This window comes from Pseudomonas sp. FP2196 (assembly GCF_030687715.1).
GTDB lineage: Bacteria > Pseudomonadota > Gammaproteobacteria > Pseudomonadales > Pseudomonadaceae > Aquipseudomonas.
Genome location: NZ_CP117445.1, coordinates 4,419,764 through 4,441,733, shown reverse-complemented (window position 1 = coordinate 4,441,733; position 21,970 = coordinate 4,419,764). Strand labels below are relative to the sequence as shown.

The window sequence follows — 21,970 nt, the reverse complement described above, 5'->3', positions numbered from 1 at the left end:
CATGACCGACGAATGGAAAGCACCGGCCAAGGCAAGTGCCGACGACGGTGACGAGAAAAGCTGGAAGCTGTTGGAGAAGACCCTTCTGGCGGGTGTGCAGGAGCAGCGGCGTTCGCGGCGTTGGGGGATTTTCTTCAAGTTGCTGACGTTTGTTTATCTGTTTGTTGCGCTGATCCTGTTCACGCCGCTGATGGACATGGAAAAGAGCGCCACGCGCGGCACCAACTACACCGCTTTGATCGATGTCACTGGCGTGATTGCCGACAAGGAACCGGCCAGTGCCGACAATATTGTCGGTAGCCTGCGTGCTGCATTCGAAGACAAGAAGGTCAAGGGCGTAATCCTGCGGATCAACAGCCCGGGCGGCAGTCCGGTGCAGTCGGGTTATGTGTATGACGAGATCAAGCGCCTGCGAGGCCTGCATCCGGATACCAAGTTGTATGCGGTGATCTCCGATCTCGGCGCGTCGGGTGCGTATTACATCGCCAGTGCGGCGGATCAGATCTATGCCGACAAAGCGAGTCTGGTTGGCTCCATTGGTGTGACGGCTGCAGGTTATGGCTTTGTCGGCACCATGGAGAAGCTCGGTGTCGAGCGTCGTACGTACACATCCGGCGAGCACAAGTCTTTTCTCGATCCGTTCCAGCCGCAGAAGCCTGATGAAACTGCATTCTGGCAAAGCGTACTGGACACTACGCACAAGCAGTTCATCAATAGCGTCAAGCAGGGACGTGGCGACCGTCTGAAGGATAAGGAGCATCCGGAGTTGTTCTCCGGGCTGGTCTGGTCGGGCGAGCAGGCACTGCCGCTTGGGCTGATTGATGGCTTGGGTAATGCCAGTTCGGTGGCGCGTGATGTGATCGGCGAAAAAGAACTGGTGGATTTCACCGTTCAGGAATCGCCGTTCGACCGTTTCTCGAAGAAGCTTGGTGCCAGCGTGGCTGAGCAGTTGGCGATGTGGATGGGTTTCCACGGGCCTTCGTTGCGCTGAGTTGTCGATGCATAAAGAAACCGGCCTTGATGGCCGGTTTTTTGTGGTCAGGGGATTTGTACGCCCTCGACGATCAGCATGTCGATCAGGCGAATCAGTGGCAGGCCGATCAGGCTGGTGGCATCCGGGCCCTCTGTGGACCGGAACAGGCTCACGCCGAGTCCTTCAGCCTTGAAGCTGCCTGCGCAGTCATAAGGTTGTTCGATACGCAGGTAGCGCTCGATGCGCGCCTGATCGAGTTGGCGCATGTGTACGGTGAATGGCACGCAGTCGACCTGGCATTCACCGGTTTGGCTGTTGAGCAGGGCGAGGCCTGTGAGGAAGGTCACGCTTGCGCCGCTGGCGGCCATCAGTTGGTCGCGGGCCTTCTCGAAGGTGTGCGGCTTGCCAATGATCTGTTCGCTGAGGACGGCAACTTGGTCGGAGCCGATAATCAGATGAGCGGGATGGCTGTCGGCCAGTGCCCTGGCTTTCTGTTCGGCGAGGCGTTTGACCAGCTCAACTGCCGATTCTCCTGGACGGTGGCTTTCATCGATATCCGGCGAGCTGCAGACGAACGGCAGGTGCAGGCGGGCGAGCAATTCCCGACGATAGGTCGAGCTTGAAGCGAGTAATAAAGGCAGCATTCGCGTCTCCTGAGGTGGGTGAGAATTCTAGCGGAGGCGCGCAAGTGACGGACAGGGCACAATTTCCTTTGACATGGGTGGGTGCATCCCTATAATGCTGCGCCTATGTTGAATGACCCGATTCCACCTCACGTTGACCCGCGCAAATTGGCTGACCGTGGCACCACCCTTCAAGGTGAACTGCTGCTGGCCGATTTGAAGAGACTCTGCGACCCGCTTTCCGACAATGTCGGTACGGTGCAGGCGAAATTCGTTTTTGAAAGAGATGAACGTAAATCTGTGGTAATCCACAGCTTTATCGACACCGAAGTCAAAATGGTTTGCCAGCGTTGTCTTGAGCTGGTCACCCTGCCGATCCACAGCGAATGCAGTTACGCTGTAGTGAAGGAGGGTGCGAATACCCAGTCGTTACCGAAAGGTTATGACGTGCTGGAACTGGGCGAAGATCCATTGGATCTGCAGTCACTGGTCGAGGAGGAGCTTTTGCTCGCCTTGCCTATCGTGCCTGCTCATCATCCGGAAGAATGCCAGCAGCCGGCGGGAGCAGATGAGCCCGAACCGAGCGAGGACGAGGTAACGCGGTCCAACCCGTTCAGTGTATTGGCGCAGTTAAAGCGTGACCCAAACGTTTAGGAGTTAATCAATTATGGCTGTTCAGCAGAACAAAAAATCCCGCTCTGCCCGTGACATGCGCCGTTCGCACGACGCTCTCGAGGCTAGCACCCTGTCTGTAGAAAAAACCACTGGTGAAGTTCACCTGCGTCACCACGTATCGCCAGAAGGCGTATACCGTGGTCGTAAAGTGATCGACAAGGGCGCTGACGAGTAATCACTTGTCCGCTCAAGTCATCGCGATTGACGCAATGGGCGGGGACTTCGGTCCCCGCAGCATTGTTCAGGCCAGCCTTGCTTGTCTGTCTGCTACGCCCTCGCTGCACCTGACCCTTGTCGGTCAACCCTCCCTTCTTGAAGAACTGATCAACGGCCAATCGGCTGCCGATCGCGCGCGCCTGACGATTGTTCCGGCGTCCGAGGTCATCACCATGGACGAAAAGCCGACTCAGGCCTTGCGTGGCAAGCCCGATTCGTCGATGCGTGTCGCCCTTGAGCTGGTGCGCGATGGCAAGGCCCAGGCCTGCGTCAGTGCCGGCAATACCGGTGCGCTGATGGCTTTGTCGCGATTTGTACTCAAGACGTTGCCCGGCATCGACCGGCCAGCGATGGTTGCTGCTATCCCCACTCAGAAGGGTTATTGCCAGTTACTCGACTTGGGCGCCAACGTAGATTGCAGTGCAGAGCACCTCTTGCAGTTTGCGGTGATGGGTTCGGTGGCCGCGCAGACACTCGGCATTGCCCGTCCACGCGTGGCGTTGCTGAATATCGGCACCGAAGACATCAAAGGCAATCAGCAGGTCAAGCTGGCTGCGACTCTGCTGCAGGCTGCCCGAGGCATCAATTACATCGGTTTCGTCGAAGGTGACGGGTTGTATCGTGGCGAAGCGGACGTCGTGGTCTGCGATGGATTTGTCGGGAATATCCTGCTCAAGTCCAGTGAAGGCCTGGCGACGATGATTGCTGCGCGCATCGAGGCGCTGTTCAAAAAGAATTTTGCCTCCCGCGCTGTCGGTGCCCTGGCGTTGCCACTGATGAAGCGTTTGCAGGCTGATCTGGCGCCAGCGCGACATAACGGCGCAAGCTTCCTCGGCTTGCAGGGTATCGTGGTGAAAAGTCACGGTTCGGCCGGGGTTCAGGGGTTTCAGAGTGCGATTTCCCGTGCCCTGATCGAGATTCAGGAGAATCTTCCCGAGCGCCTCCACGGTCGTCTGGAGGATTTGTTGTCTTAGGCGTTTTCGTCGGACAATGCTTAAATGTGACCGCCCGGTTCAAAGGGCCATCCAACTGTCAGTTTCTTGCGTCCCCAAGCGGGGCGTCATTATCCGACGACAAGATCATTAGGGGCTTGTTACATGTCTGCTTCCCTCGCATTCGTCTTTCCAGGACAGGGTTCGCAGTCCCTCGGCATGCTGGCCGAGCTGGGCGCGCAACATCCGTTGATCCTCGAAACTTTCAAAGAAGCATCCGATGCTCTGGGCTATGACCTGTGGGCACTGACCCAGCAGGGTCCGGAAGATCTGCTCAATCAAACCGATAAAACCCAGCCGGCCATTCTGACCGCCTCGGTCGCCCTGTGGCGTCTGTGGCTGGCTGAAGGTGGTGCGCGTCCGGCCTTTGTTGCCGGTCACAGCCTGGGTGAATACAGCGCCCTGGTCGCTGCTGGCAGTCTGACGCTTGCTGACGCGGTGAAACTCGTCGAGCGCCGTGGTCAACTGATGCAGGAAGCGGTTCCGGCCGGGCAGGGCGGCATGGCTGCCATCCTCGGCCTGGAAGATGCCGACGTGCTGGCTGCCTGCGCCGAAGCGGCGCATGGCGAAGTGGTCAGTGCCGTCAACTTCAACTCGCCTGGTCAGGTCGTGATTGCTGGTGCCAAGGCTGCCGTTGAGCGTGCCATCGAAGGTTGCAAGGCCCGTGGCGCCAAGCGCGCTATGCCGCTGCCGGTGAGCGTGCCGTCGCACTGCGAACTGATGCGTCCGGCTGCCGAGCGCTTTGCCGAATCCATCGCCGCCATCGACTGGCAGGTGCCGCAGATCCCGGTGGTGCAGAACGTCAGCGCGCAAGTGCCGGCCGATCTGGAAACCCTCAAGCGTGATCTGCTCGAACAACTGTACAAGCCGGTTCGCTGGGTCGAGTCGGTACAGACTCTGGCCGCGAAGGGCGCGACCAATCTGGTCGAATGCGGCCCGGGCAAAGTACTGGCCGGTCTGAACAAACGTTGCGCCGAAGGCGTTTCGACTTCCAACCTCAATACCCCAGACGCTTTCGCTGCCGCTCGCGCAGCGCAAGCCTGAATCAGGAGAAGCTTGCATGAGTCTGCAAGGTAAAGTTGCGCTGGTAACCGGTGCAAGCCGCGGTATCGGTCAGGCTATCGCACTGGAACTGGGTCGTCAGGGCGCCATCGTTGTTGGCACTGCGACCTCCGCCAAGGGTGCCGAAGCGATTGCTGCCACTCTGAAAGAGCACGGCATTCAGGGTACCGGTCTGGAACTGAACGTGACCAGTGACGAGTCGGTCAGCAAAGTGATCGCGAGCATTCAGGAGCAGTTCGGTGCGCCGGCGATTCTGGTCAATAATGCCGGTATCACCCGCGATAACCTGATGATGCGCATGAAAGACGATGAATGGTACGACGTGATCGATACCAACCTGAACAGTCTATATCGCTTGTCCAAGGGCGTTCTGCGCGGCATGACCAAGGCGCGTTGGGGTCGAATTATCAGTATTGGCTCGGTGGTGGGTGCCATGGGCAACGCAGGCCAAGTAAACTATGCAGCCGCCAAGGCCGGTCTGGAAGGTTTCAGCCGTGCAATGGCGCGTGAAGTCGGTTCGCGTTCGATTACGGTCAACTCGGTAACCCCAGGGTTTATCGATACCGATATGACCCGCGAGCTGCCTGAAGCACAGCGTGAAGCCTTGCAGACGCAGATTCCGCTGGGTCGTCTGGGACAAGCTCAAGAGATCGCGTCTGTGGTCGCTTTTCTTGCATCCGACGGTGCGGCATACGTTACTGGGGCTACAATCCCGGTGAACGGTGGGATGTACATGTAAGTAAAATGTGACGGATTGCTTCAAAAAAATGTCATACGAGCTGTCTAAAATCCGTTATAAAGCTGCAATCTATTTATAGGCAGAGGGTCGCAGGGTTTGAGGAGTGAAGCTTTCAGTTGAAAAGCTGAAAAGTCTTTCTATACACTTACCCACTGGCCAGCTGCCTGAATTTGTCCATTAGGAGTGAAAACAAGGTATGAGCACCATCGAAGAGCGCGTCAAGAAAATCGTTGCCGAGCAACTGGGTGTTAAAGAAGAAGAAGTGGTCAACACCGCTTCCTTCGTAGAAGACCTGGGTGCCGACTCCCTTGACACCGTTGAGCTGGTGATGGCTCTGGAAGAGGAGTTCGAGACCGAAATCCCTGACGAAGAAGCTGAGAAGATCACTACTGTACAAGCTGCAATCGATTACGTTACTAACCACCAGGCTTAATAGCTTGTAATCGTTGCTTGCTGTCATGGAAAAACCGCACTGCCATCATGGCGTGCGGTTTTTTCTTTAGGCCTGATGCAAAATCGTCATTTGAAAAAGGAGAGTGCTGTGTCGCGTAGACGCGTCGTAGTCACCGGTATGGGTATGTTGTCGCCACTGGGTACGGATGTGCCGAGCAGTTGGCAGGGCATTCTGGCTGGCCGCAGTGGCATTGGTCTGATCGAACACACCGACCTTTCTGCCTATTCCACCCGCTTTGGCGGTTCGGTGAAGGGCTTCAATGTCGAGGAATACCTGTCGGTCAAGGAAGCGCGCAAGCTCGATCTGTTTATTCAGTACGGTCTCGCGGCAGGCTTTCAAGCCGTACGCAATGCCGGTCTGGAAGTCACTGACGCCAACCGTGAACGCATTGGCGTGGCCATGGGTTCGGGGATCGGCGGTCTGACCAACATCGAAGAAACCAGCCGTACTCTGCATGAGACGGGCCCGCGTCGAATTTCTCCATTCTTCGTGCCAGGCTCGATCATCAATATGATTTCCGGTTTCCTGTCCATCCATCTGGGTGCACAGGGGCCTAACTACGCCATCGCCACAGCGTGTACCACGGGTACGCACTGCATCGGCATGGCAGCGCGCAACATCATGTACGACGAAGCCGACGTGATGATCGCCGGCGGTGCCGAAATGGCCGCGTGCGGTCTGGGTATGGGTGGCTTCGGCGCCTCTCGTGCGTTGTCGACCCGCAACGACGAGCCAACTCGCGCCAGTCGTCCGTGGGACAAGGGTCGTGACGGCTTTGTGTTGTCCGACGGTGCCGGTGCACTGGTTCTGGAAGAACTCGAGCACGCCAAGGCTCGTGGCGCGACTATTTACGCTGAGCTGATTGGTTTCGGCACCAGTGGCGATGCGTTCCACATGACGTCGCCTCCCGCCGATGGTGCCGGTGCGGCCCGTTGCATCACCAATGCGCTGCGCGATGCAAAAATCAACGCCGATCAAGTGCAATACATCAACGCCCACGGCACCTCGACGTCGGCCGGCGACCTTGCCGAAGCCAACGCCATCAAGTCGGTTTTCGGCGATCACGCCTACAAACTGGCGGTCAGCTCCACCAAATCCATGACCGGTCACCTTTTGGGTGCGGCGGGCGCGGTTGAAGCGATCTTCAGCGTGCTTGCAATCAACAGCCAAGTGGCACCACCGACCATCAACCTTGATGAGCCGGACGAAGGCTGCGACCTCGATTTTGTGCCGCACACCGCGCGCAATATGGACATTGATGTGGTGCTGTCCAACTCCTTCGGCTTTGGTGGCACCAACGGTACCTTGGCGTTCCGCCGGTTCGCAGGCTGATGGACAGCTGGGTCGACGGTCAACCGGCTGACGCGCTGTCGCTGAAAGATCGCGGCCTGGCTTACGGCGATGGTCTGTTCGAGACCATCTCCGTGCGTGGCGGCCAACCGTTATTGCTGGATCGACACCTGATGCGATTGGCCGATGGCTGCACGCGTCTGGCCATCGCGGCCGATATCGAACTGATTCGCCAGGAGCTGCTGAGCTACGCGGCAGCGATGAGCGAGGGCGTGCTCAAGCTCATCCTCACCCGTGGCGACGGTTTGCGCGGTTATGCGCCCGATCCTGCGGCGCCGGGCCGACGCATTCTGCAAGGCAACCCACCCGCCGCTTATCCCGCCGTCCATTCCGAACAGGGCGTTCGCCTGTTTCCGTGCAGCACGCGGTTGTCCAAACAACCTTTGCTGGCTGGACTCAAACACCTCAATCGACTGGAACAAGTGCTCGCTCGCGCCGAATGGCAAGACAGCGAACACGCCGAAGGCTTGATGCTCGATCAGGCTGGTCGGGTCATTGAAGGTGTTTCCAGCAATCTGTTTCTGGTGCGAGACGGGGTATTGGTCACGCCCGATCTGAAGCGTTGCGGTGTCGCTGGTGTGATGCGCGCAGAAATATTGTTTCAGGCCGAGTCATTGGCCATCCCCACTCAAATCGCCGACATCAGCCTTGATCAACTGCAATGGGCCGATGAAGTGTTTGTCTGCAACAGCGTGTATGGCGTCTGGCCGGTGCGCGCCTACGCTGCACTGAGCTGGCCGGTTGGCCCGCTCACCCGTAAACTGCAAACCATTTCCCGCGCCCTACTGGATGCCTGATTCGTGAGACGTAAACTTTTGCTGCTGCTGGAAACCGGACTGGTTCTGGCAGGGCTGCTGTTGGGCGCCAGCGCCTGGAAGATCCATTCCGCATTGGAACAGCCCCTGAACATCACGCAGGAAGAACTGCTGGATGTGCCAAAAGGCTCCACACCGACCCGTACTTTTCTCGAGCTCGAAACCGATGGCGTCATCAAGGACGCTTTCTGGCTTCGGGTCTATTGGCGTTTCAATCTTGCCGGTACGCCAATCCACACTGGTGAATACCGCATGCAGCCAGGCATGACCGTCAATGGCCTGATCGACTCGTGGAAGCGTGGCGATGTGGTTCAGTACAGTCTGACGCTGGTTGAAGGCTGGAATTTCCATCAGGTACGCGCCGCTCTGGCCAAAGATGAAAAAATCGAGCAGACCCTCAAGGGTTTGAGCGACAGCGATGTGATGGCAAAGCTTGGCCACAAGGGGCTGTTCCCGGAAGGCCGCTTCTTCCCCGATACCTACCGCTTCGTGCGCGGCGTGTCGGATACCGAACTGCTGAAAAAGGCTTTTGATCGTCTCGACGAAGTGCTCGCCAAGGAATGGGAAAAGCGTTCTGCCGATGCACCGTACAGCGAGCCGTATCAAGCGTTGATCATGGCTTCGCTGGTCGAAAAGGAGACCGGTGTGCCGCAGGAGCGCGGTGAGATTGCCGGCGTCTTCGTGCGGCGGATGGCGTTGGGCATGCAGTTGCAGACCGATCCGACGGTGATTTATGGCTTGGGTGATCGCTACACCGGCAAGTTGACCCGCGCTCATCTCAAGGAGCCGACGCCGTATAACACCTACGTTATTCCTGGCTTGCCGCCTACGCCGATTGCAATGGTCGGGCGCGAAGCGATTCATGCCGCGCTGAACCCGGTGGCAGGTAGCAGCCTGTACTTCGTCGCGCGGGGTGACGGCAGCCATGTCTTCTCAGACGACCTCGATGCACATAACAATGCAGTGCGTGAGTTCCAGCTAAAGCGACGTGCGGATTACCGCTCCAGCCCCGCGCCAGTGACGACGCCTGAAGCGGGTACAGCCACCGAGGACGCGATTCCTGCGGCATCACCGAACACCACGCCTGAGTCGCTGCTGCCGGGTGCGCCTCAGGAATCCGCGCCGACCCCGGATGCCGCTGCACCACAAAACACGCAATGACTTTGATTAAGGACTGCCTGTGACTGGCTTGTTTATTACCCTGGAAGGCCCGGAAGGCGCCGGTAAAAGCACCAACCGCGAATACCTCGCCGAGCGCCTGCGCGCCGCCGGTATCGAAGTGGTGCTGACCCGCGAGCCCGGCGGAACACCGTTGGCCGAGCGGATTCGCGACGTGCTACTGGCCCCGACCGACGAAGTCATGAACCCGGACACTGAGCTATTGCTGGTATTCGCCGCGCGCGCTCAGCATCTGGCTGAAGTGATCCGCCCGGCATTGGCACGCGGTGCGGTGGTGTTGTGCGATCGTTTCACTGATTCGACTTACGCCTATCAGGGAGGCGGCCGCGGTTTGTCGCTGGAGCGGATCGCCGCGCTGGAAACCTTTGTGCAAGGTGATCTGCGCCCGGACCTGACCCTGATTTTCGACCTGCCGGTAGAAATCGGTCTGGCTCGCGCCAGCGCTCGTGGTCGTCTTGATCGTTTCGAACTGGAAGGCCGGGCATTTTTTGAAGCGGTGCGCAGCGCATTCCTGAAGCGGGCTGAAGCCGATCCTGCGCGCTACGTGCGGATCGACGCCGGTCAGCCATTGGCCAAGGTTCAGCAATCGCTGGATACTTTGCTCCCGAACTTGCTGGAGCTGGCACGTGGCTGAGGCCTACCCATGGCAAGACAGCCTCTGGCAGCAACTGGCCGGACGTAAGCAGCACGCACATGCCTATTTGATGCATGGCCCGGCCGGGATCGGTAAACGGGCATTGGCGGAGCGGTTGATGGCCAGCTTGCTGTGCCAGCGTCCGACGCCTGAAGCCTGCGGCGAATGCAAATCCTGCCTGTTGCTCAAGGCCGGTAGCCACCCGGACAATTACATCCTCGAGCCGGAAGAAGCCGACAAGGCAATCAAGGTCGATCAGGTGCGCGATCTGGTCAGTTTCGTGGTGCAGACCGCGCAACTGGGCGGGCGCAAGGTCGTATTGATCGAACCGGTGGAGTCGATGAACATCAACGCCGCCAACGCCTTGCTCAAAAGTCTTGAAGAGCCTTCCGGCGATACCGTGCTGTTGCTGGTCAGTCACCAGCCGAGCCGTTTGTTGCCGACGATCAAGAGTCGTTGCGTGCAGCAGGCTTGTCCACTGCCGGGCGAGGCCATGAGCCTGCAATGGCTGGAGCAGGCGCTGCCGGAATGTTCCGCAGAGGAACGTGTCGAGCTGTTGACGTTGGCGGCTGGGTCGCCGCTGGCAGCGGTCAGCCTTCAGTCCCAAGGCGTTCGCGAACAGCGTGCGCAGGTAGTTGAAGGGGTGAAGAAACTGCTCAAGCAGCAGCAATCGCCGACGCAACTGGCCGAAGAATGGAAAAGCATTCCGATGCTGCGGCTGTTCGACTGGTTCTGCGATTGGTCGAGCCTGATCCTGCGCTATCAACTGACCCAGGATGAAGCAGGGCTCGGTCTGACCGATATGCGCAAGGTGGTGCAGTACCTCGCGCAAAAAAGCGCCCAGGGTAAAGTGCTCGATATTCAGGACTGGATTCTCGCTCAACGGCAGAAAGTCATGAGCAAGGCCAACCTTAATCCGGCGTTGCTGCTGGAAGCGTTGTTGGTGCAATGGGCAGGATTGCCTGGCCAAAGATAAGAATGTGTACCTAGACTCTGAACATCAGCAGTGGAGGTCAACATGAATGAACCCATCAGCCCTGGGCCGCGCAACGGCATTTTGTCCCTGACCATCAAGGACAAGTCGGTGCTTTATGCAGCCTACATGCCGTTCATCAAGAACGGTGGCCTGTTCATCCCGACCAACAAGAGCTACAAGTTGGGTGATGAGGTGTTCATGCTGCTGAACCTGATGGATGAGGCGGAGAAGATTCCGGTGGCCGGTAAAGTCACCTGGATTACCCCAAAAGGTGCGCAAGGCAATCGCGCGGCGGGTGTCGGCGTGCAGTTCAACGATGGCGACAACACCGCGCGCAGTCGCATCGAAACCCATCTGGCCGGAGCCCTGAAGTCCGACCGTCCCACTCATACGATGTAAGTTGTAGTCTTTTTTATGCTCGTAGATTCCCATTGTCACCTTGATCGCCTCGACCTCTCCGCCCATGACGGCTCGCTGGATGCCGCGCTTGATGCAGCTCGCGAGCGCGGGGTAGGGCACTTTCTGTGCATCGGCGTCAGCGCCGACAACGCCGCTGACGTCAAAGCCCTGGCCGACCGATACGAAGACGTCGACTGTTCGGTCGGCGTGCATCCGTTGGATGTGCAGCCCGGTGCGGCGCCAGCGCTGGACTGGCTGTTGCACGAACTCGATCACCCGAAAGTGGTGGCGATCGGCGAAACCGGTCTGGACTACCACTACGAGCCGGAAGCCGCCGAGCTGCAACAGGAGTCCTTCCGCCTGCACCTGCAAGCGGCGCAGCAGACCGGCAAGCCGGTGATCATCCATACCCGTGGCGCCCGCGCCGATACCCTTGAACTCTTGCGTGAAGCGGCGTTGCCCCAGGCCGGTGTGCTGCATTGCTTCACCGAAGACTGGGACATGGCCAAGGCCGCGCTGGACATGGGTTATTACATTTCGCTGTCGGGTATTGTTACGTTCCGCAATGCCGACGCCTTGCGCGATGTGGCGAGCAAAGTCCCTGCGGATCGCCTGCTGGTGGAGACCGACTCGCCGTATCTGGCGCCGATCCCTTATCGCGGTAAACCGAATCTGCCGCAATATGTGCGCGAAGTGGCCGAGTTTCTGGCGATGCTGCGCGGCGAAAACTATGAGCGTTTTGCCGAACAGACCACCGAGAACTTCAAGCGGCTGTTCCCGTTGGCCCATGTAAAAGGCTGAATCGCAGGCAAAAAAAACCCGGGTTCTGGGGGGTGAATCCGGGTTAAGACCATTAGGAGTAAAACAAAGGCACGCGATCCTTTGGTACCTTTATCGGCGCGGCACTTGGGGGAGATGCCGCCCGACAGTTCAAGTATTGATCAGTCTGGCGTGCAGTCCAGTTAGCCGGTCGGGGTTTTTAAACAAATTTGGAATACGTTCGCTTCAGTTGAGTTCTCATTGCGCCCCAATCGTTCCCAAAACGAACAGGAAACACAGATATGGTCGGATGATCCGTGCATTTTTGCGCAAGTTAGGCATAATACGCGGCTTCGAATTTTGACCCTTCAGACCTTTTCTTATGCACAAAGAACCTCGTAAGGTCCGTGAGTTTCGTCGCCGCGAGCAAGAAATTCTCGATACCGCGCTCAAGCTGTTCCTCGACCAAGGTGAAGACAGTGTCACCGTCGAGATGATTGCTGATGCCGTGGGTATCGGCAAAGGCACGATTTACAAGCACTTCAAGTCCAAGGCCGAGATCTATTTGCGCCTGATGCTCGATTACGAGCGCGATTTGAACGAGCTGCTGCACTCCGCCGATGTCGACAAGGACAAGGAAGCGCTGTCCCGCGCCTACTTCGAATTTCGCATGCGTGACCCTCAGCGTTATCGCCTGTTTGATCGCCTCGAAGAAAAGGTGGTCAAGGGCAATCAGGTGCCGGAGATGGTCGAGGAGCTGCACAAGATTCGTGCCTCGAATTTCGAACGCCTCACCTTGCTGATCAAGGGCCGCATCAGCGAAGGCAAGCTGGAAGATGTGCCACCGTACTTCCACTATTGCGCTTCCTGGGCGTTGGTGCACGGCGCAGTAGCGCTGTATCACTCGCCGTTCTGGAGCAATGTGCTGGAAGATCAGGAAGGTTTCTTCCAGTTCCTGATGGATATCGGTGTGCGCATGGGCAACAAGCGCAAGCGCGACCCGGAAACGCCGAGCAGCTGAGCCATTCACTTCCCTTATTGCGCCATTATTTCGCTACATGGCGCAGTATCGCAGGAATATACTCAGGCATAGGGCTTGCTAAAACTTGATTTGTGAGTCAAGTTTTAGCGGCTCGATTTTCTATCGCCGGAGTGATCATGATCGTTGACCGTCAAGGCAGGCGTTTTCGCAATTTGCGGATCAGTCTGACCTCAGCCTGCAATTACGCCTGTACCTACTGCGTGCCCAACGGCAAGCGGCTGGTCGCTGCGCAGGATGAACTGTCGGCCGAAGCCATGGCACGCGGCGTGGCCTATCTGATCGAAGCCGCAGGCATCGAGCGCCTACGTATTACCGGTGGCGAGCCGCTGGTCAGCCCCAAACTCGAAGCGTTCATGACTGCCGTCGGCAAGATGGGGCTTGACGACATCAGCCTGACCACCAATGGCCAACTGCTCGCCAAAAAGCTCCCGCTGCTGGTAGACGCCGGTCTGCGCCGGATCAATGTTTCCCTCGATACTCTCGATGCCAGCGCGTTTCGCAGTATTGCCCGTGGCGGCGACCTGGCCACAGTGCTCGACGGCATGGATCAGGCCGCAGCTGCCGGAATGAAGATCAAGGTCAACATGGTGCCGTTGCGCGGGCAGAATCTCGATCAGGTGATGCCGCTGCTTGATTACTGTCTTGAGCGTGGATTTGAACTGCGTTTCATCGAGCTGATGCGCATGGGCCACCTGGCCAAAGACTCCAATGCCTTCCTGCAACAGTTTGTCAGTCTGCAACAGTTGCTGGAGCTGATTGGCGAGCGTTATGAGTACGCGCAAACCGATGCTCCCGTGGACGCCACGGCCGTGCGTTACTCTATTCCCGGGTTGGGTAACTTCGGCGTGATTGCCAACGAAAGCGTGCCGTTTTGCCGGACTTGCTCGCGGTTGCGCTTGTCGTCGACCGGTTGGTTGCACGGTTGCCTATCGTCGAGCAATCGCCATTACGTCGGCGATCTGCTCGACAAACCACGTCATCAAGCGTTGCCAGCGCTGCAAAGGCTGCTGGTCAAAGCCTTGGGTGACAAGCAGGAAGTGGCGTTCTCTGGCGGCTCGACCGTCATGAAAATCATCGGCGGCTGAACAACCGCATTCGCGATACCCGCGAGCTGGCGCAAAAGCTGCATTCAACGGCCATTCGCCGGTTTTCCGTCACCGGCTTCTGGAGGATGAGGATGCGTAGCCTGGTTTTGCTGCTGGCCGTTTTGGCGCTTGGCGGCTGCATGAATGTCAGCGATATGGCCGAAGGTACTCGCTACCACATGAGCGACGCGGGGCTGCTGGATCACAGCGACAGCCGCCGCGTGAACAACTTCCGCATTCAGCCGGACTCGTTCATCTACATCGCTCAGGGCGCCTTTGCACCACCGGGTGGTTCGTATCCGCGACCGAACGTGGTGGCAGAGGAAGCCTTCAAGGGTTTTGTCGAGTATTTCCCGATGGTCCGTCGCGCGCGCGCGCCCGAAGGCCTTGACCAGGCAATGGGTGAAGCCCGCGATGCGGGTGCTCATTACCTGCTGTACACGCGTTTCGCCAAGGCCGACGACCGTATTGGTAACTCCGATGAATGGCTCGATCAGGAATACGTGGATCGCCTGGGCATTGATGGCGGCGTGATTCAGATCATGTTGATCGAGACCAGCACCCAGTATTTGATTGATACTGCACGGATCAAGAGTCGTGGCGGTTTACTGACGTTCCACGACAACAAGCCCGAAGACCTGATCGGCCCGCCGCTTGCTCAATATGCACGCAGCCTGTTGGGGGTCGGCGACCAATAAGCCAAGGAGTACGCCATGAGTGGCCCGCAAAAAGCCCATGACCTGTTGGGACAGATCCCCAAAACCAAAGGCCTGCCGCCGGTGCATTTGTGGAACCCGGACTTCTGCGGCGACATCGACATGCGCATCGCCCGAGACGGCACCTGGTATTACCTGGGCACGCCGATCGGGCGCAAGCCGATGGTCAAGTTGTTCTCCACGATCATCCGCCGCGACGGCGATGATTATTTCCTGATTACCCCGGTCGAGAAGGTCGGGATCAAAGTCGACGACGCGCCGTTTGTAGCGATTGCCGTGGAGGTTGAAGGCGAGGGCGAGGCGCAGGTGCTGCGTTTTACCACCAACGTCGACGAAACCGCAGAGGTCGGGCCCGAGCACCCGATCCGCGTCGAGATTGATCCTGCCACGCAAGAGCCTGCGCCGTATGTGCATGTGCGCACCAACCTGGAAGCGCTGATTCACCGCAATGTGTTCTATCAACTGGTTGAGTTGGCGGTCAGTCGCGAAATCGGCGGCCAGCGCTGGCTCGGCGTTTGGAGCGGCGGCGAGTTCTTTCGCATCGGCCTCGAACCCTGAACACAAAACCGTGTAGGAGTGAGCCTGCTCGCGATAGCGGTATGTCAGTGCCATGATTTCGACTGATACACCGCTATCGTGAGCAGGCTCACTCCTACATTGATTTTGTGTTGACTGTTAATCGTATGATGATTAGCGTAGACATCCATCGCGATCCGCTTTGAGGTGTTCATGTCCAGCAGCTTTCATGCGTCAACGGTCGACTGGCTCGGCAGTTGGATCGCCGCTGGCCAGGTGAAACCGGGGCAGACCATCAAGGTCGAGGCCGATCTGGGCGAACAGCTCGGGGTTAGCCGCACGGTCATCCGCGAAGCCATCAAAACCCTCGTCGCCAAAGGCATGCTTGAAGTCGGGCCGAAAGTCGGTACTCGCGTGTTGCCGGTGCGGCGCTGGAATCTGTTTGATCCGCAAGTCGTCGGTTGGCTGTCGCGCAACGGGCTTCCGGAAAACTTCGTCGATGACCTGCTTGATCTGCGCCGCACCATCGAACCCATGGCCGTGCGCTGGGCCTGCGAGCGAGCGACCCTCGAACAGATCGAAGCGGTGCAACTGGCCTATAACGCGCTTGAGCGGGCAGTGGACAGTGGCACCGATTACAACCGTGCCGACCAGACGTTCCACGAATGCATTCTCGCTGCCAGCCACAATCAGTTCATCGAACAAATGGTCCCGGCCCTGGGCGCCTTGCTTGCGGTGTCGTTCGAAGTTTCCGCAGCCGACCCCGATGAGCTGCGTCGCACCCTGCCGATCCACAAAGACATGGCCGACGCCATCGCCGCTCGTGATTCCGCGCGGGGCGTATGGGCCTGCATGACGCTGATCGACAATGCGGACCTGGCGATCAAACGCTTTTACCCGAAAGTCATGGCTGACAAAAAAGCCGGCTAAATACCCACACACTAAAAACAACAACAAAGAAGGATCGCCATGACCTGGACTGCACTGACCCAACACCGCGCCAAACTCGGCGAAGGCCCGTTCTGGGACGCACCGACGCAAGCGCTTTACTGGGTCGATATTGCTGGCAAGCAAGCCTTGCGCCTGATCGGCCAGAACGTGCAGATCTGGCAAATGCCCGAGCATGTGTCGGCGTTCATTCCTTGTGCCAGCGGTGATGCGCTGGTGACCCTGAGTAGTGGCGTTTATCGACTGGATCTCGATTCTCCGGGACTTGAACCGCGCCTGACCCTGTTCTGCGTCGCTGATCCGCAACCCGGCAACCGCGCCAACGAAGCTCGCTGTGATGTTCAGGGCCGGTTATGGCTCAGCACCATGCAAAACAACATCGGCGAGCAGGGCGAAGACCTGCCGATCATCCGCCGCTCGGGTGGACTGTTCCGTGTTGATCCGGATAAACGCGTCACGCCACTGCTGCGCGGTTTGGGAATTCCCAACACGCTGCTGTGGAGCGACGACGGCAGCACGCTGCTGTTCGGTGACAGCCTCGACAGCACGCTTTATCGCTATTTCGTTCACACCGACGGCAATCTCGACACCGCTTACATCTGGTATGGCCCCGATCAACAGGGCGGTCCGGACGGTTCGGCGATGGATAGTGAAGGCTATGTGTGGAACGCGCGTTGGGACGGCAGTTGTCTGCTGCGCTTGACGCCTGAAGGCAAAATCGATCGCAAGATTGATTTACCGATCAGTCGGCCGACCAGTTGCGTATTCGGCGGCGAAGATCTGAAAACCCTGTACATCACCAGCGCCCACAGTCCGCTCAACCATGCATTGGACGGCGCCGTGCTGTCGTTGCGGGTCGATGTCGCAGGAAAGCTCTGTACGCGTTTTGCAGGATAGATCCCAAAATATGGGATGTAAAATTATATATTGAGATTATTTGGTGGTCGGGTTTATAGTCGGCTCCAGCAGTAACACGCACTCACACTTAAAAAGAACAAAACAGGTGAAGTGATGCAGCGAATTTCTATCGCACTCCTCAACGGAGTCGGCGTATCGCAACAGCTCAATGCTGTCATGGGCGCCTGCCTGTTTTGTTTCAAACGCTTTCCAGACCGGACATCGTCAGATGCCCGGTTTTTTTGCGCTTGCGAACAGGAGTCCTGATTCATGGCTGAACCTCTTTCCCTGCCGCCGGTGCCTGCACCGCCCAAGGGTGAGCGCCTGAAAAACAAAGTCGTGCTGCTGACCGGCGCTGCCCAAGGCATCGGTGAAGCCATCGTCGCGGCCTTCGCCTCGCAGCAAGCGAAACTGCTGATCAGCGATATTCAAGTCGAAAAGGTCGAAAAGGTTGCCGCCCACTGGCGCGAGCAGGGCGCGGACGTGCAGGCGCTCAAGGCTGATGTGTCGCGCCAGCAGGATCTCCACGCCATGGCCAAACTCGCCGTCGAACGGCACGGGCGCATCGACGTGTTGGTCAACTGCGCTGGGGTCAACGTGTTCCGTGATCCGCTGCAGATGAGCGAAGAAGACTGGCAGCGCTGTTTCGCCATTGATCTGGACGGCGCCTGGTTCGGTTGCAAAGCGGTATTGCCGCAAATGATCGAGCAGGGCGTCGGCAGCATCATCAACATCGCCTCGACCCATTCTTCACACATCATTCCCGGTTGCTTCCCGTACCCCGTGGCCAAGCACGGCTTGCTCGGCCTGACCCGCGCGCTGGGCATCGAATACGCGGCCAAGGGCATTCGCGTCAATGCCATCGCCCCGGGCTATATCGAAACCCAACTCAACGTTGATTACTGGAACGGTTTTGCCGATCCGCACGCCGAGCGTCAGCGAGCCTTCGATCTGCATCCGCCGAAACGCATCGGTCAGCCGCTGGAAGTGGCGATGACGGCAGTGTTCCTGGCCAGCGACGAGGCGCCGTTCATCAATGCTTCATGTATCACCATCGATGGTGGTCGCTCGGTGATGTACCACGACTGAGCGAACGGGTTTCATGCGGATAAGTCCGCTTGAAATCCAATCATCATACGATATGACTATTTTCGATAGGCTTTGCAGTAACACGCTTCGAACGCTTTAACGCTTTTCAAAAATATTGCTCAAAAAAAATAACAAGGAGTCAGCTTATGAAACGTCGTTTCGGGATTCGCACCCTGTGCACTACCGCGCTGGCGGTCAGCGCATTCAGCCTGAGCAGCGCACTGCTCGCTGCCGATACCGTGAAAATCGGCTTTCTGGTCAAACAGGCCGAAGAACCGTGGTTCCAGACCGAATGGGCATTCGCCGAGAAAGCCGCCAAGGACAAGGGATTTGAACTGATCAAAATAGCCGTGCCGGATGGCGAGAAGACCCTGTCGGCCATCGACAGCCTGGCCGCCAACGGTGCGAAGGGCTTCGTGATTTGCCCGCCGGACGTGTCCCTCGGCCCGGCAATCATGGCCAAAGCAAAGATCAATGACCTCAAGGTGATCGCTGTCGATGACCGTTTCGTCGACGCCAATGGCAAGTTCATGGAGGACGTACCGTACCTCGGCATGGCCGCGTTCGAAGTCGGCCAGAAGCAGGGCGCCGCGATGGCTGCCGAAGCGAAAAAGCGTAACTGGGACTGGAAAGACACTTACGCGGTGGTCAACACCTACAACGAACTCGACACCGGCAAGAAACGCACCGACGGCTCGGTGAAATCCCTTGAAGAGGCCGGCATGCCGAAGGACCACATTCTGTTCGCCGCCCTGAAAACCCTCGACGTACCGGGCAGCATGGACGCCACCAACTCGGCGCTGGTGAAACTGCCGAGCGCGGCGAAGAACCTGATCATCGGCGGCATGAACGACAACACCGTGCTCGGCGGCGTACGAGCCACCGAAGCGGCCGGTTTCGCTGCGGCCAACGTGATCGGTATCGGCATCAACGGCACCGACGCTATCGGCGAGCTGAAAAAGCCCAACAGCGGCTTTTTCGGTTCGATGCTGCCAAGCCCGCATATCGAAGGCTATAAAACCGCCGAGATGATGTACGAGTGGGTCACCACCGGCAAAGAGCCACCGAAGTACACCGCCATGGATGACGTCACCCTGATCACCCGCGAGAACTTCAAGCAAGAGCTGGAAAAAATCGGCTTGTGGAACTGACGGCAACGCCGGCCCGGGCAACCGGGCCGTTTGATTGAGGTGGCTTAAATGCACGCGCAAGTACAAACAACACAACACAACGCTGGCGGCAGCCTGCGCTTCAACGGGATCGGCAAATCCTTTCCCGGCGTGAAAGCGCTGGACGGCATCAGCTTCGTCGCCCATCCCGGCCAAGTCCACGCTTTGATGGGCGAGAACGGCGCCGGTAAATCGACTCTGCTGAAAATCCTCGGTGGCGCTTACATCCCCAGCAGCGGCGAGTTGCAGATCGGCGAGCAGACGATGGCGTTTAAATCGACTGCCGACAGCATCGGCAGCGGCGTGGCAGTTATTCACCAGGAACTGCATCTGGTGCCAGAAATGACGGTGGCCGAGAACCTGTTTCTCGGCCACTTGCCTGCCAGTTTCGGCCTGATCAATCGCGGCGTTTTGCGTCAGCAAGCGTTGAACTGCCTCAAGGGCCTGGCCGACGAAATCGATCCGCAGACCAAGGTCGGACGCTTGTCCCTTGGCCAACGGCAATTGGTGGAAATCGCCAAAGCCTTGTCGCGCGGCGCCCATGTCATCGCCTTCGACGAGCCGACCAGCAGCCTCTCGGCCCGCGAGATCGATCGTTTGATGGCGATCATCGGTCGCCTGCGCGACGAGGGCAAAGTGGTGCTCTACGTCTCGCATCGCATGGAAGAAGTGTTCCGCATCTGCGACGCGGTGACCGTGTTCAAGGACGGTCGCTACGTGCGTACTTTCGAGGACATGAGCCAGTTGACCCACGATCAACTGGTGACCTGCATGGTCGGGCGCGACATTCAGGACATCTACGATTACCGCAATCGCCCGCGCGGCGCCGTGGCGCTGAAAGTCGACGGCTTGCTGGGCCCGGGTCTGCGCGAGCCGATCAGTTTCGAGGCGCACAAAGGCGAGATTCTCGGGCTGTTCGGCCTGGTCGGGGCAGGGCGCACCGAGCTGTTTCGTTTACTCAGTGGCCTGGAACGCAATACCGCCGGGCGCCTCGAACTGCGTGGTCACGAGCTGAAGTTACGTTCACCCCGCGATGCGATTGCTGCCGGGATTTTGCTGTGTCCAGAGGATCGTAAAAAGGAAGGGATCATTCCGCTGGCCAGTGTCGCCGAGAACATCAATATCAGCGCCCGTGGCGCGCACTCCGGTCTCGGTTGCCTGTTGCGCGGACTCTGGGAAAAGACCAACGCCGACAAGCAGATCAAGGCGCTGAAAGTGAAAACGCCGCATGCCGGTCAGCAGATCAAATTTCTCTCCGGTGGCAATCAGCAGAAGGCCATTCTCGGCCGCTGGTTGTCGATGCCAATGAAAGTCCTGCTGCTCGACGAACCGACCCGTGGCATCGACATCGGTGCCAAAGCCGAGATCTACCAGATCATCCATAACCTGGCCGCTGACGGCATTTCGGTGATCGTGGTGTCCAGCGACCTGATGGAAGTGATGGGCATTTCCGACCGCATCCTGGTGCTGTGCGAAGGCGCCCTGCGCGGCGAAGTCAGCCGCGACCAGGCCAATGAATCCAACCTGCTGCAACTGGCTTTGCCGCGCCACCGCGCTGACGGCGTGGCGAACTGAGAGGTGACTATGATGACAACCCAGAAAGAAACCCTGCCGACCGAGCGCAAACCTTTGGATATGCGGCGCTTCCTTGATGACTGGGTCATGCTGTTTGCAGCCGTCGGCATCTTCGTGGCCTGCACGCTGCTGATCGACAACTTTCTCTCGCCGCTGAACATGCGTGGCCTCGGCCTGGCGATTTCCACCACCGGGATTGCCGCGTGCACCATGTTGTATTGCCTGGCATCGGGGCACTTCGACTTGTCTGTGGGCTCGGTGATTGCCTGCGCGGGTGTGGTCGCGGCGGTGGTTATGCGCGACACCAACAGCGTCTTCCTCGGTGTCAGTGCGGCGCTGGCGATGGGGCTGATTGTAGGCCTGATCAACGGCATCGTGATTGCCAAGTTGCGGGTCAATGCGTTGATCACCACGTTGGCGACCATGCAGATTGTCCGTGGTCTGGCCTACATTTTTGCCAACGGCAAAGCGGTCGGCGTTTCGCAGGAATCGTTCTTCGTCTTCGGCAATGGCCAGTTGTTCGGCGTGCCGGTGCCGATCCTGATCACCATCGTCTGCTTCCTGTTTTTCGGCTGGCTGCTGAATTACACCACCTACGGGCGCAATACCATGGCCATCGGTGGCAACCAGGAAGCGGCGTTGCTCGCCGGGGTTAACGTTGATCGGACCAAGATCATCATCTTCGCCGTGCATGGCTTGATTGGTGCGTTGGCCGGGGTGATTCTGGCATCGCGCATGACCTCCGGACAGCCGATGATCGGCCAGGGTTTTGAGCTGACGGTGATCTCCGCTTGCGTGTTGGGCGGAGTGTCGCTGAGTGGCGGGATCGGCATGATTCGGCATGTGATTGCCGGGGTGTTGATTCTGGCGATCATCGAGAATGCGATGAACCTGAAGAATATCGATACGTTTTATCAGTATGTGATTCGAGGTTCGATCCTGTTGTTAGCCGTGGTCATCGATCGCCTGAAACAACGCTGAACCCATTCCTAGAGGGGTTCGCGGTCGGCGCTGAACGCTTGTTCAGCGCAAAAAACTGCAGGAGTAAGCCTGCTCGCGATAGCGGTCTTCCAGCCACATTGAAGCT

At 58.3% G+C, this 21,970-nt stretch carries 25 protein-coding genes; 24 read left to right on the top strand and 1 reads right to left on the bottom strand.

The window, feature by feature from the left end; translation table 11 throughout:
* The first annotated feature begins 1 nt into the window (after position 1).
* Positions 2-991 carry a S49 family peptidase gene (locus PSH79_RS19840; RefSeq protein ID WP_305439141.1) on the top strand — a complete coding sequence of 330 codons (990 nt, stop codon included), beginning with the start codon at positions 2-4 and terminating at the stop codon, positions 989-991.
* Between the two features lie 47 nt (positions 992-1,038).
* Here the strand turns inward: PSH79_RS19840 and PSH79_RS19835 are convergent, their stop codons facing one another.
* On the bottom strand, positions 1,039-1,617 hold the full coding sequence (locus PSH79_RS19835; protein WP_305439140.1) for a nucleoside triphosphate pyrophosphatase: 579 nt from the start codon (positions 1,615-1,617) through the stop codon (positions 1,039-1,041).
* Positions 1,618-1,722: 105 nt separating this feature from the next.
* Between PSH79_RS19835 and PSH79_RS19830 the strand changes: the two genes are divergently transcribed.
* The 23 genes from PSH79_RS19830 to araH all read left to right on the top strand — a co-directional run bounded on the left by PSH79_RS19830 (position 1,723) and on the right by araH (position 21,864).
* The gene (locus PSH79_RS19830; protein ID WP_095188591.1) at positions 1,723-2,250 is read left to right on the top strand and encodes a YceD family protein; all 528 of its coding nucleotides are present in this window, start codon (positions 1,723-1,725) and stop codon (positions 2,248-2,250) included.
* 13 nt (positions 2,251-2,263) lie between these two features.
* Positions 2,264-2,446: a 50S ribosomal protein L32 gene (gene rpmF, locus PSH79_RS19825; RefSeq protein ID WP_003179396.1), complete on the top strand. Its 183-nt coding sequence runs from the start codon at positions 2,264-2,266 to the stop codon at positions 2,444-2,446.
* 4 nt (positions 2,447-2,450) lie between these two features.
* Positions 2,451-3,461, top strand: a complete 1,011-nt coding sequence (gene plsX, locus PSH79_RS19820; RefSeq protein WP_370872532.1) for a phosphate acyltransferase PlsX — start codon at positions 2,451-2,453, stop codon at positions 3,459-3,461.
* A gap of 123 nt (positions 3,462-3,584) precedes the next feature.
* The gene (gene fabD, locus PSH79_RS19815; RefSeq protein ID WP_305439139.1) at positions 3,585-4,523 is read left to right on the top strand and encodes an ACP S-malonyltransferase; all 939 of its coding nucleotides are present in this window, start codon (positions 3,585-3,587) and stop codon (positions 4,521-4,523) included.
* Positions 4,524-4,539: 16 nt separating this feature from the next.
* Positions 4,540-5,280 (top strand): 3-oxoacyl-ACP reductase FabG, encoded by a 741-nt coding sequence (fabG, locus tag PSH79_RS19810; protein WP_025113014.1) that lies wholly within the window; start codon positions 4,540-4,542, stop codon positions 5,278-5,280.
* A gap of 196 nt (positions 5,281-5,476) precedes the next feature.
* On the top strand, positions 5,477-5,713 hold the full coding sequence (acpP, locus tag PSH79_RS19805) for an acyl carrier protein (RefSeq protein ID WP_003442511.1): 237 nt from the start codon (positions 5,477-5,479) through the stop codon (positions 5,711-5,713).
* A 108-nt stretch (positions 5,714-5,821) separates the two neighbouring features.
* Positions 5,822-7,066, top strand: coding sequence for a beta-ketoacyl-ACP synthase II (fabF, locus tag PSH79_RS19800; protein ID WP_305439138.1), 1,245 nt, complete (start codon positions 5,822-5,824; stop codon positions 7,064-7,066).
* On the top strand, positions 7,066-7,881 hold the full coding sequence (gene pabC / locus PSH79_RS19795) for an aminodeoxychorismate lyase (RefSeq protein ID WP_305439137.1): 816 nt from the start codon (positions 7,066-7,068) through the stop codon (positions 7,879-7,881). Before fabF ends, pabC begins: the two co-directional genes overlap by 1 nt.
* Before the next feature lie 3 nt (positions 7,882-7,884).
* Positions 7,885-9,060: an endolytic transglycosylase MltG gene (mltG, locus tag PSH79_RS19790; protein ID WP_305439136.1), complete on the top strand. Its 1,176-nt coding sequence runs from the start codon at positions 7,885-7,887 to the stop codon at positions 9,058-9,060.
* A gap of 19 nt (positions 9,061-9,079) precedes the next feature.
* Positions 9,080-9,712, top strand: coding sequence for a dTMP kinase (gene tmk / locus PSH79_RS19785; RefSeq protein WP_305439135.1), 633 nt, complete (start codon positions 9,080-9,082; stop codon positions 9,710-9,712).
* Complete coding sequence (locus PSH79_RS19780) at positions 9,705-10,688, top strand: DNA polymerase III subunit delta' (protein ID WP_305439134.1); 984 nt, start codon at positions 9,705-9,707, stop codon at positions 10,686-10,688. The genes tmk and PSH79_RS19780 overlap by 8 nt, the downstream gene beginning before the upstream one ends.
* 42 nt (positions 10,689-10,730) lie before the next feature.
* Complete coding sequence (locus PSH79_RS19775) at positions 10,731-11,087, top strand: PilZ domain-containing protein (protein WP_095188582.1); 357 nt, start codon at positions 10,731-10,733, stop codon at positions 11,085-11,087.
* A 15-nt stretch (positions 11,088-11,102) separates the two neighbouring features.
* Positions 11,103-11,888 (top strand): TatD family hydrolase, encoded by a 786-nt coding sequence (locus PSH79_RS19770; RefSeq protein WP_305439132.1) that lies wholly within the window; start codon positions 11,103-11,105, stop codon positions 11,886-11,888.
* Between the two features lie 340 nt (positions 11,889-12,228).
* A complete protein-coding gene (locus PSH79_RS19765) occupies positions 12,229-12,867 on the top strand; it encodes a TetR/AcrR family transcriptional regulator (protein ID WP_007908276.1) in 639 nt (212 codons plus the stop codon).
* Between the two features lie 137 nt (positions 12,868-13,004).
* Positions 13,005-13,973, top strand: coding sequence for a GTP 3',8-cyclase MoaA (locus tag PSH79_RS19760; protein ID WP_305439131.1), 969 nt, complete (start codon positions 13,005-13,007; stop codon positions 13,971-13,973).
* A 92-nt stretch (positions 13,974-14,065) separates the two neighbouring features.
* Complete coding sequence (locus PSH79_RS19755) at positions 14,066-14,671, top strand: DUF4823 domain-containing protein (protein ID WP_187677786.1); 606 nt, start codon at positions 14,066-14,068, stop codon at positions 14,669-14,671.
* 15 nt (positions 14,672-14,686) lie between these two features.
* On the top strand, positions 14,687-15,247 hold the full coding sequence (locus PSH79_RS19750) for a DUF1285 domain-containing protein (RefSeq protein ID WP_305439130.1): 561 nt from the start codon (positions 14,687-14,689) through the stop codon (positions 15,245-15,247).
* A 171-nt stretch (positions 15,248-15,418) separates the two neighbouring features.
* The gene (locus PSH79_RS19745) at positions 15,419-16,135 is read left to right on the top strand and encodes a FadR/GntR family transcriptional regulator (RefSeq protein ID WP_305439129.1); all 717 of its coding nucleotides are present in this window, start codon (positions 15,419-15,421) and stop codon (positions 16,133-16,135) included.
* Positions 16,136-16,174: 39 nt separating this feature from the next.
* A complete protein-coding gene (locus PSH79_RS19740) occupies positions 16,175-17,050 on the top strand; it encodes an SMP-30/gluconolactonase/LRE family protein (RefSeq protein ID WP_305439128.1) in 876 nt (291 codons plus the stop codon).
* Between the two features lie 270 nt (positions 17,051-17,320).
* The gene (locus tag PSH79_RS19735) at positions 17,321-18,139 is read left to right on the top strand and encodes an SDR family oxidoreductase (protein ID WP_305439127.1); all 819 of its coding nucleotides are present in this window, start codon (positions 17,321-17,323) and stop codon (positions 18,137-18,139) included.
* Between the two features lie 146 nt (positions 18,140-18,285).
* Entirely contained in the window at positions 18,286-19,290 is a 1,005-nt protein-coding gene (locus PSH79_RS19730) for a substrate-binding domain-containing protein (RefSeq protein WP_305439126.1), read from the top strand.
* A gap of 48 nt (positions 19,291-19,338) precedes the next feature.
* The gene (gene araG, locus PSH79_RS19725; RefSeq protein WP_305439125.1) at positions 19,339-20,883 is read left to right on the top strand and encodes an L-arabinose ABC transporter ATP-binding protein AraG; all 1,545 of its coding nucleotides are present in this window, start codon (positions 19,339-19,341) and stop codon (positions 20,881-20,883) included.
* A 12-nt stretch (positions 20,884-20,895) separates the two neighbouring features.
* On the top strand, positions 20,896-21,864 hold the full coding sequence (araH, locus tag PSH79_RS19720) for an L-arabinose ABC transporter permease AraH (RefSeq protein WP_305439124.1): 969 nt from the start codon (positions 20,896-20,898) through the stop codon (positions 21,862-21,864).
* The last annotated feature ends 106 nt before the right edge of the window (positions 21,865-21,970 follow it).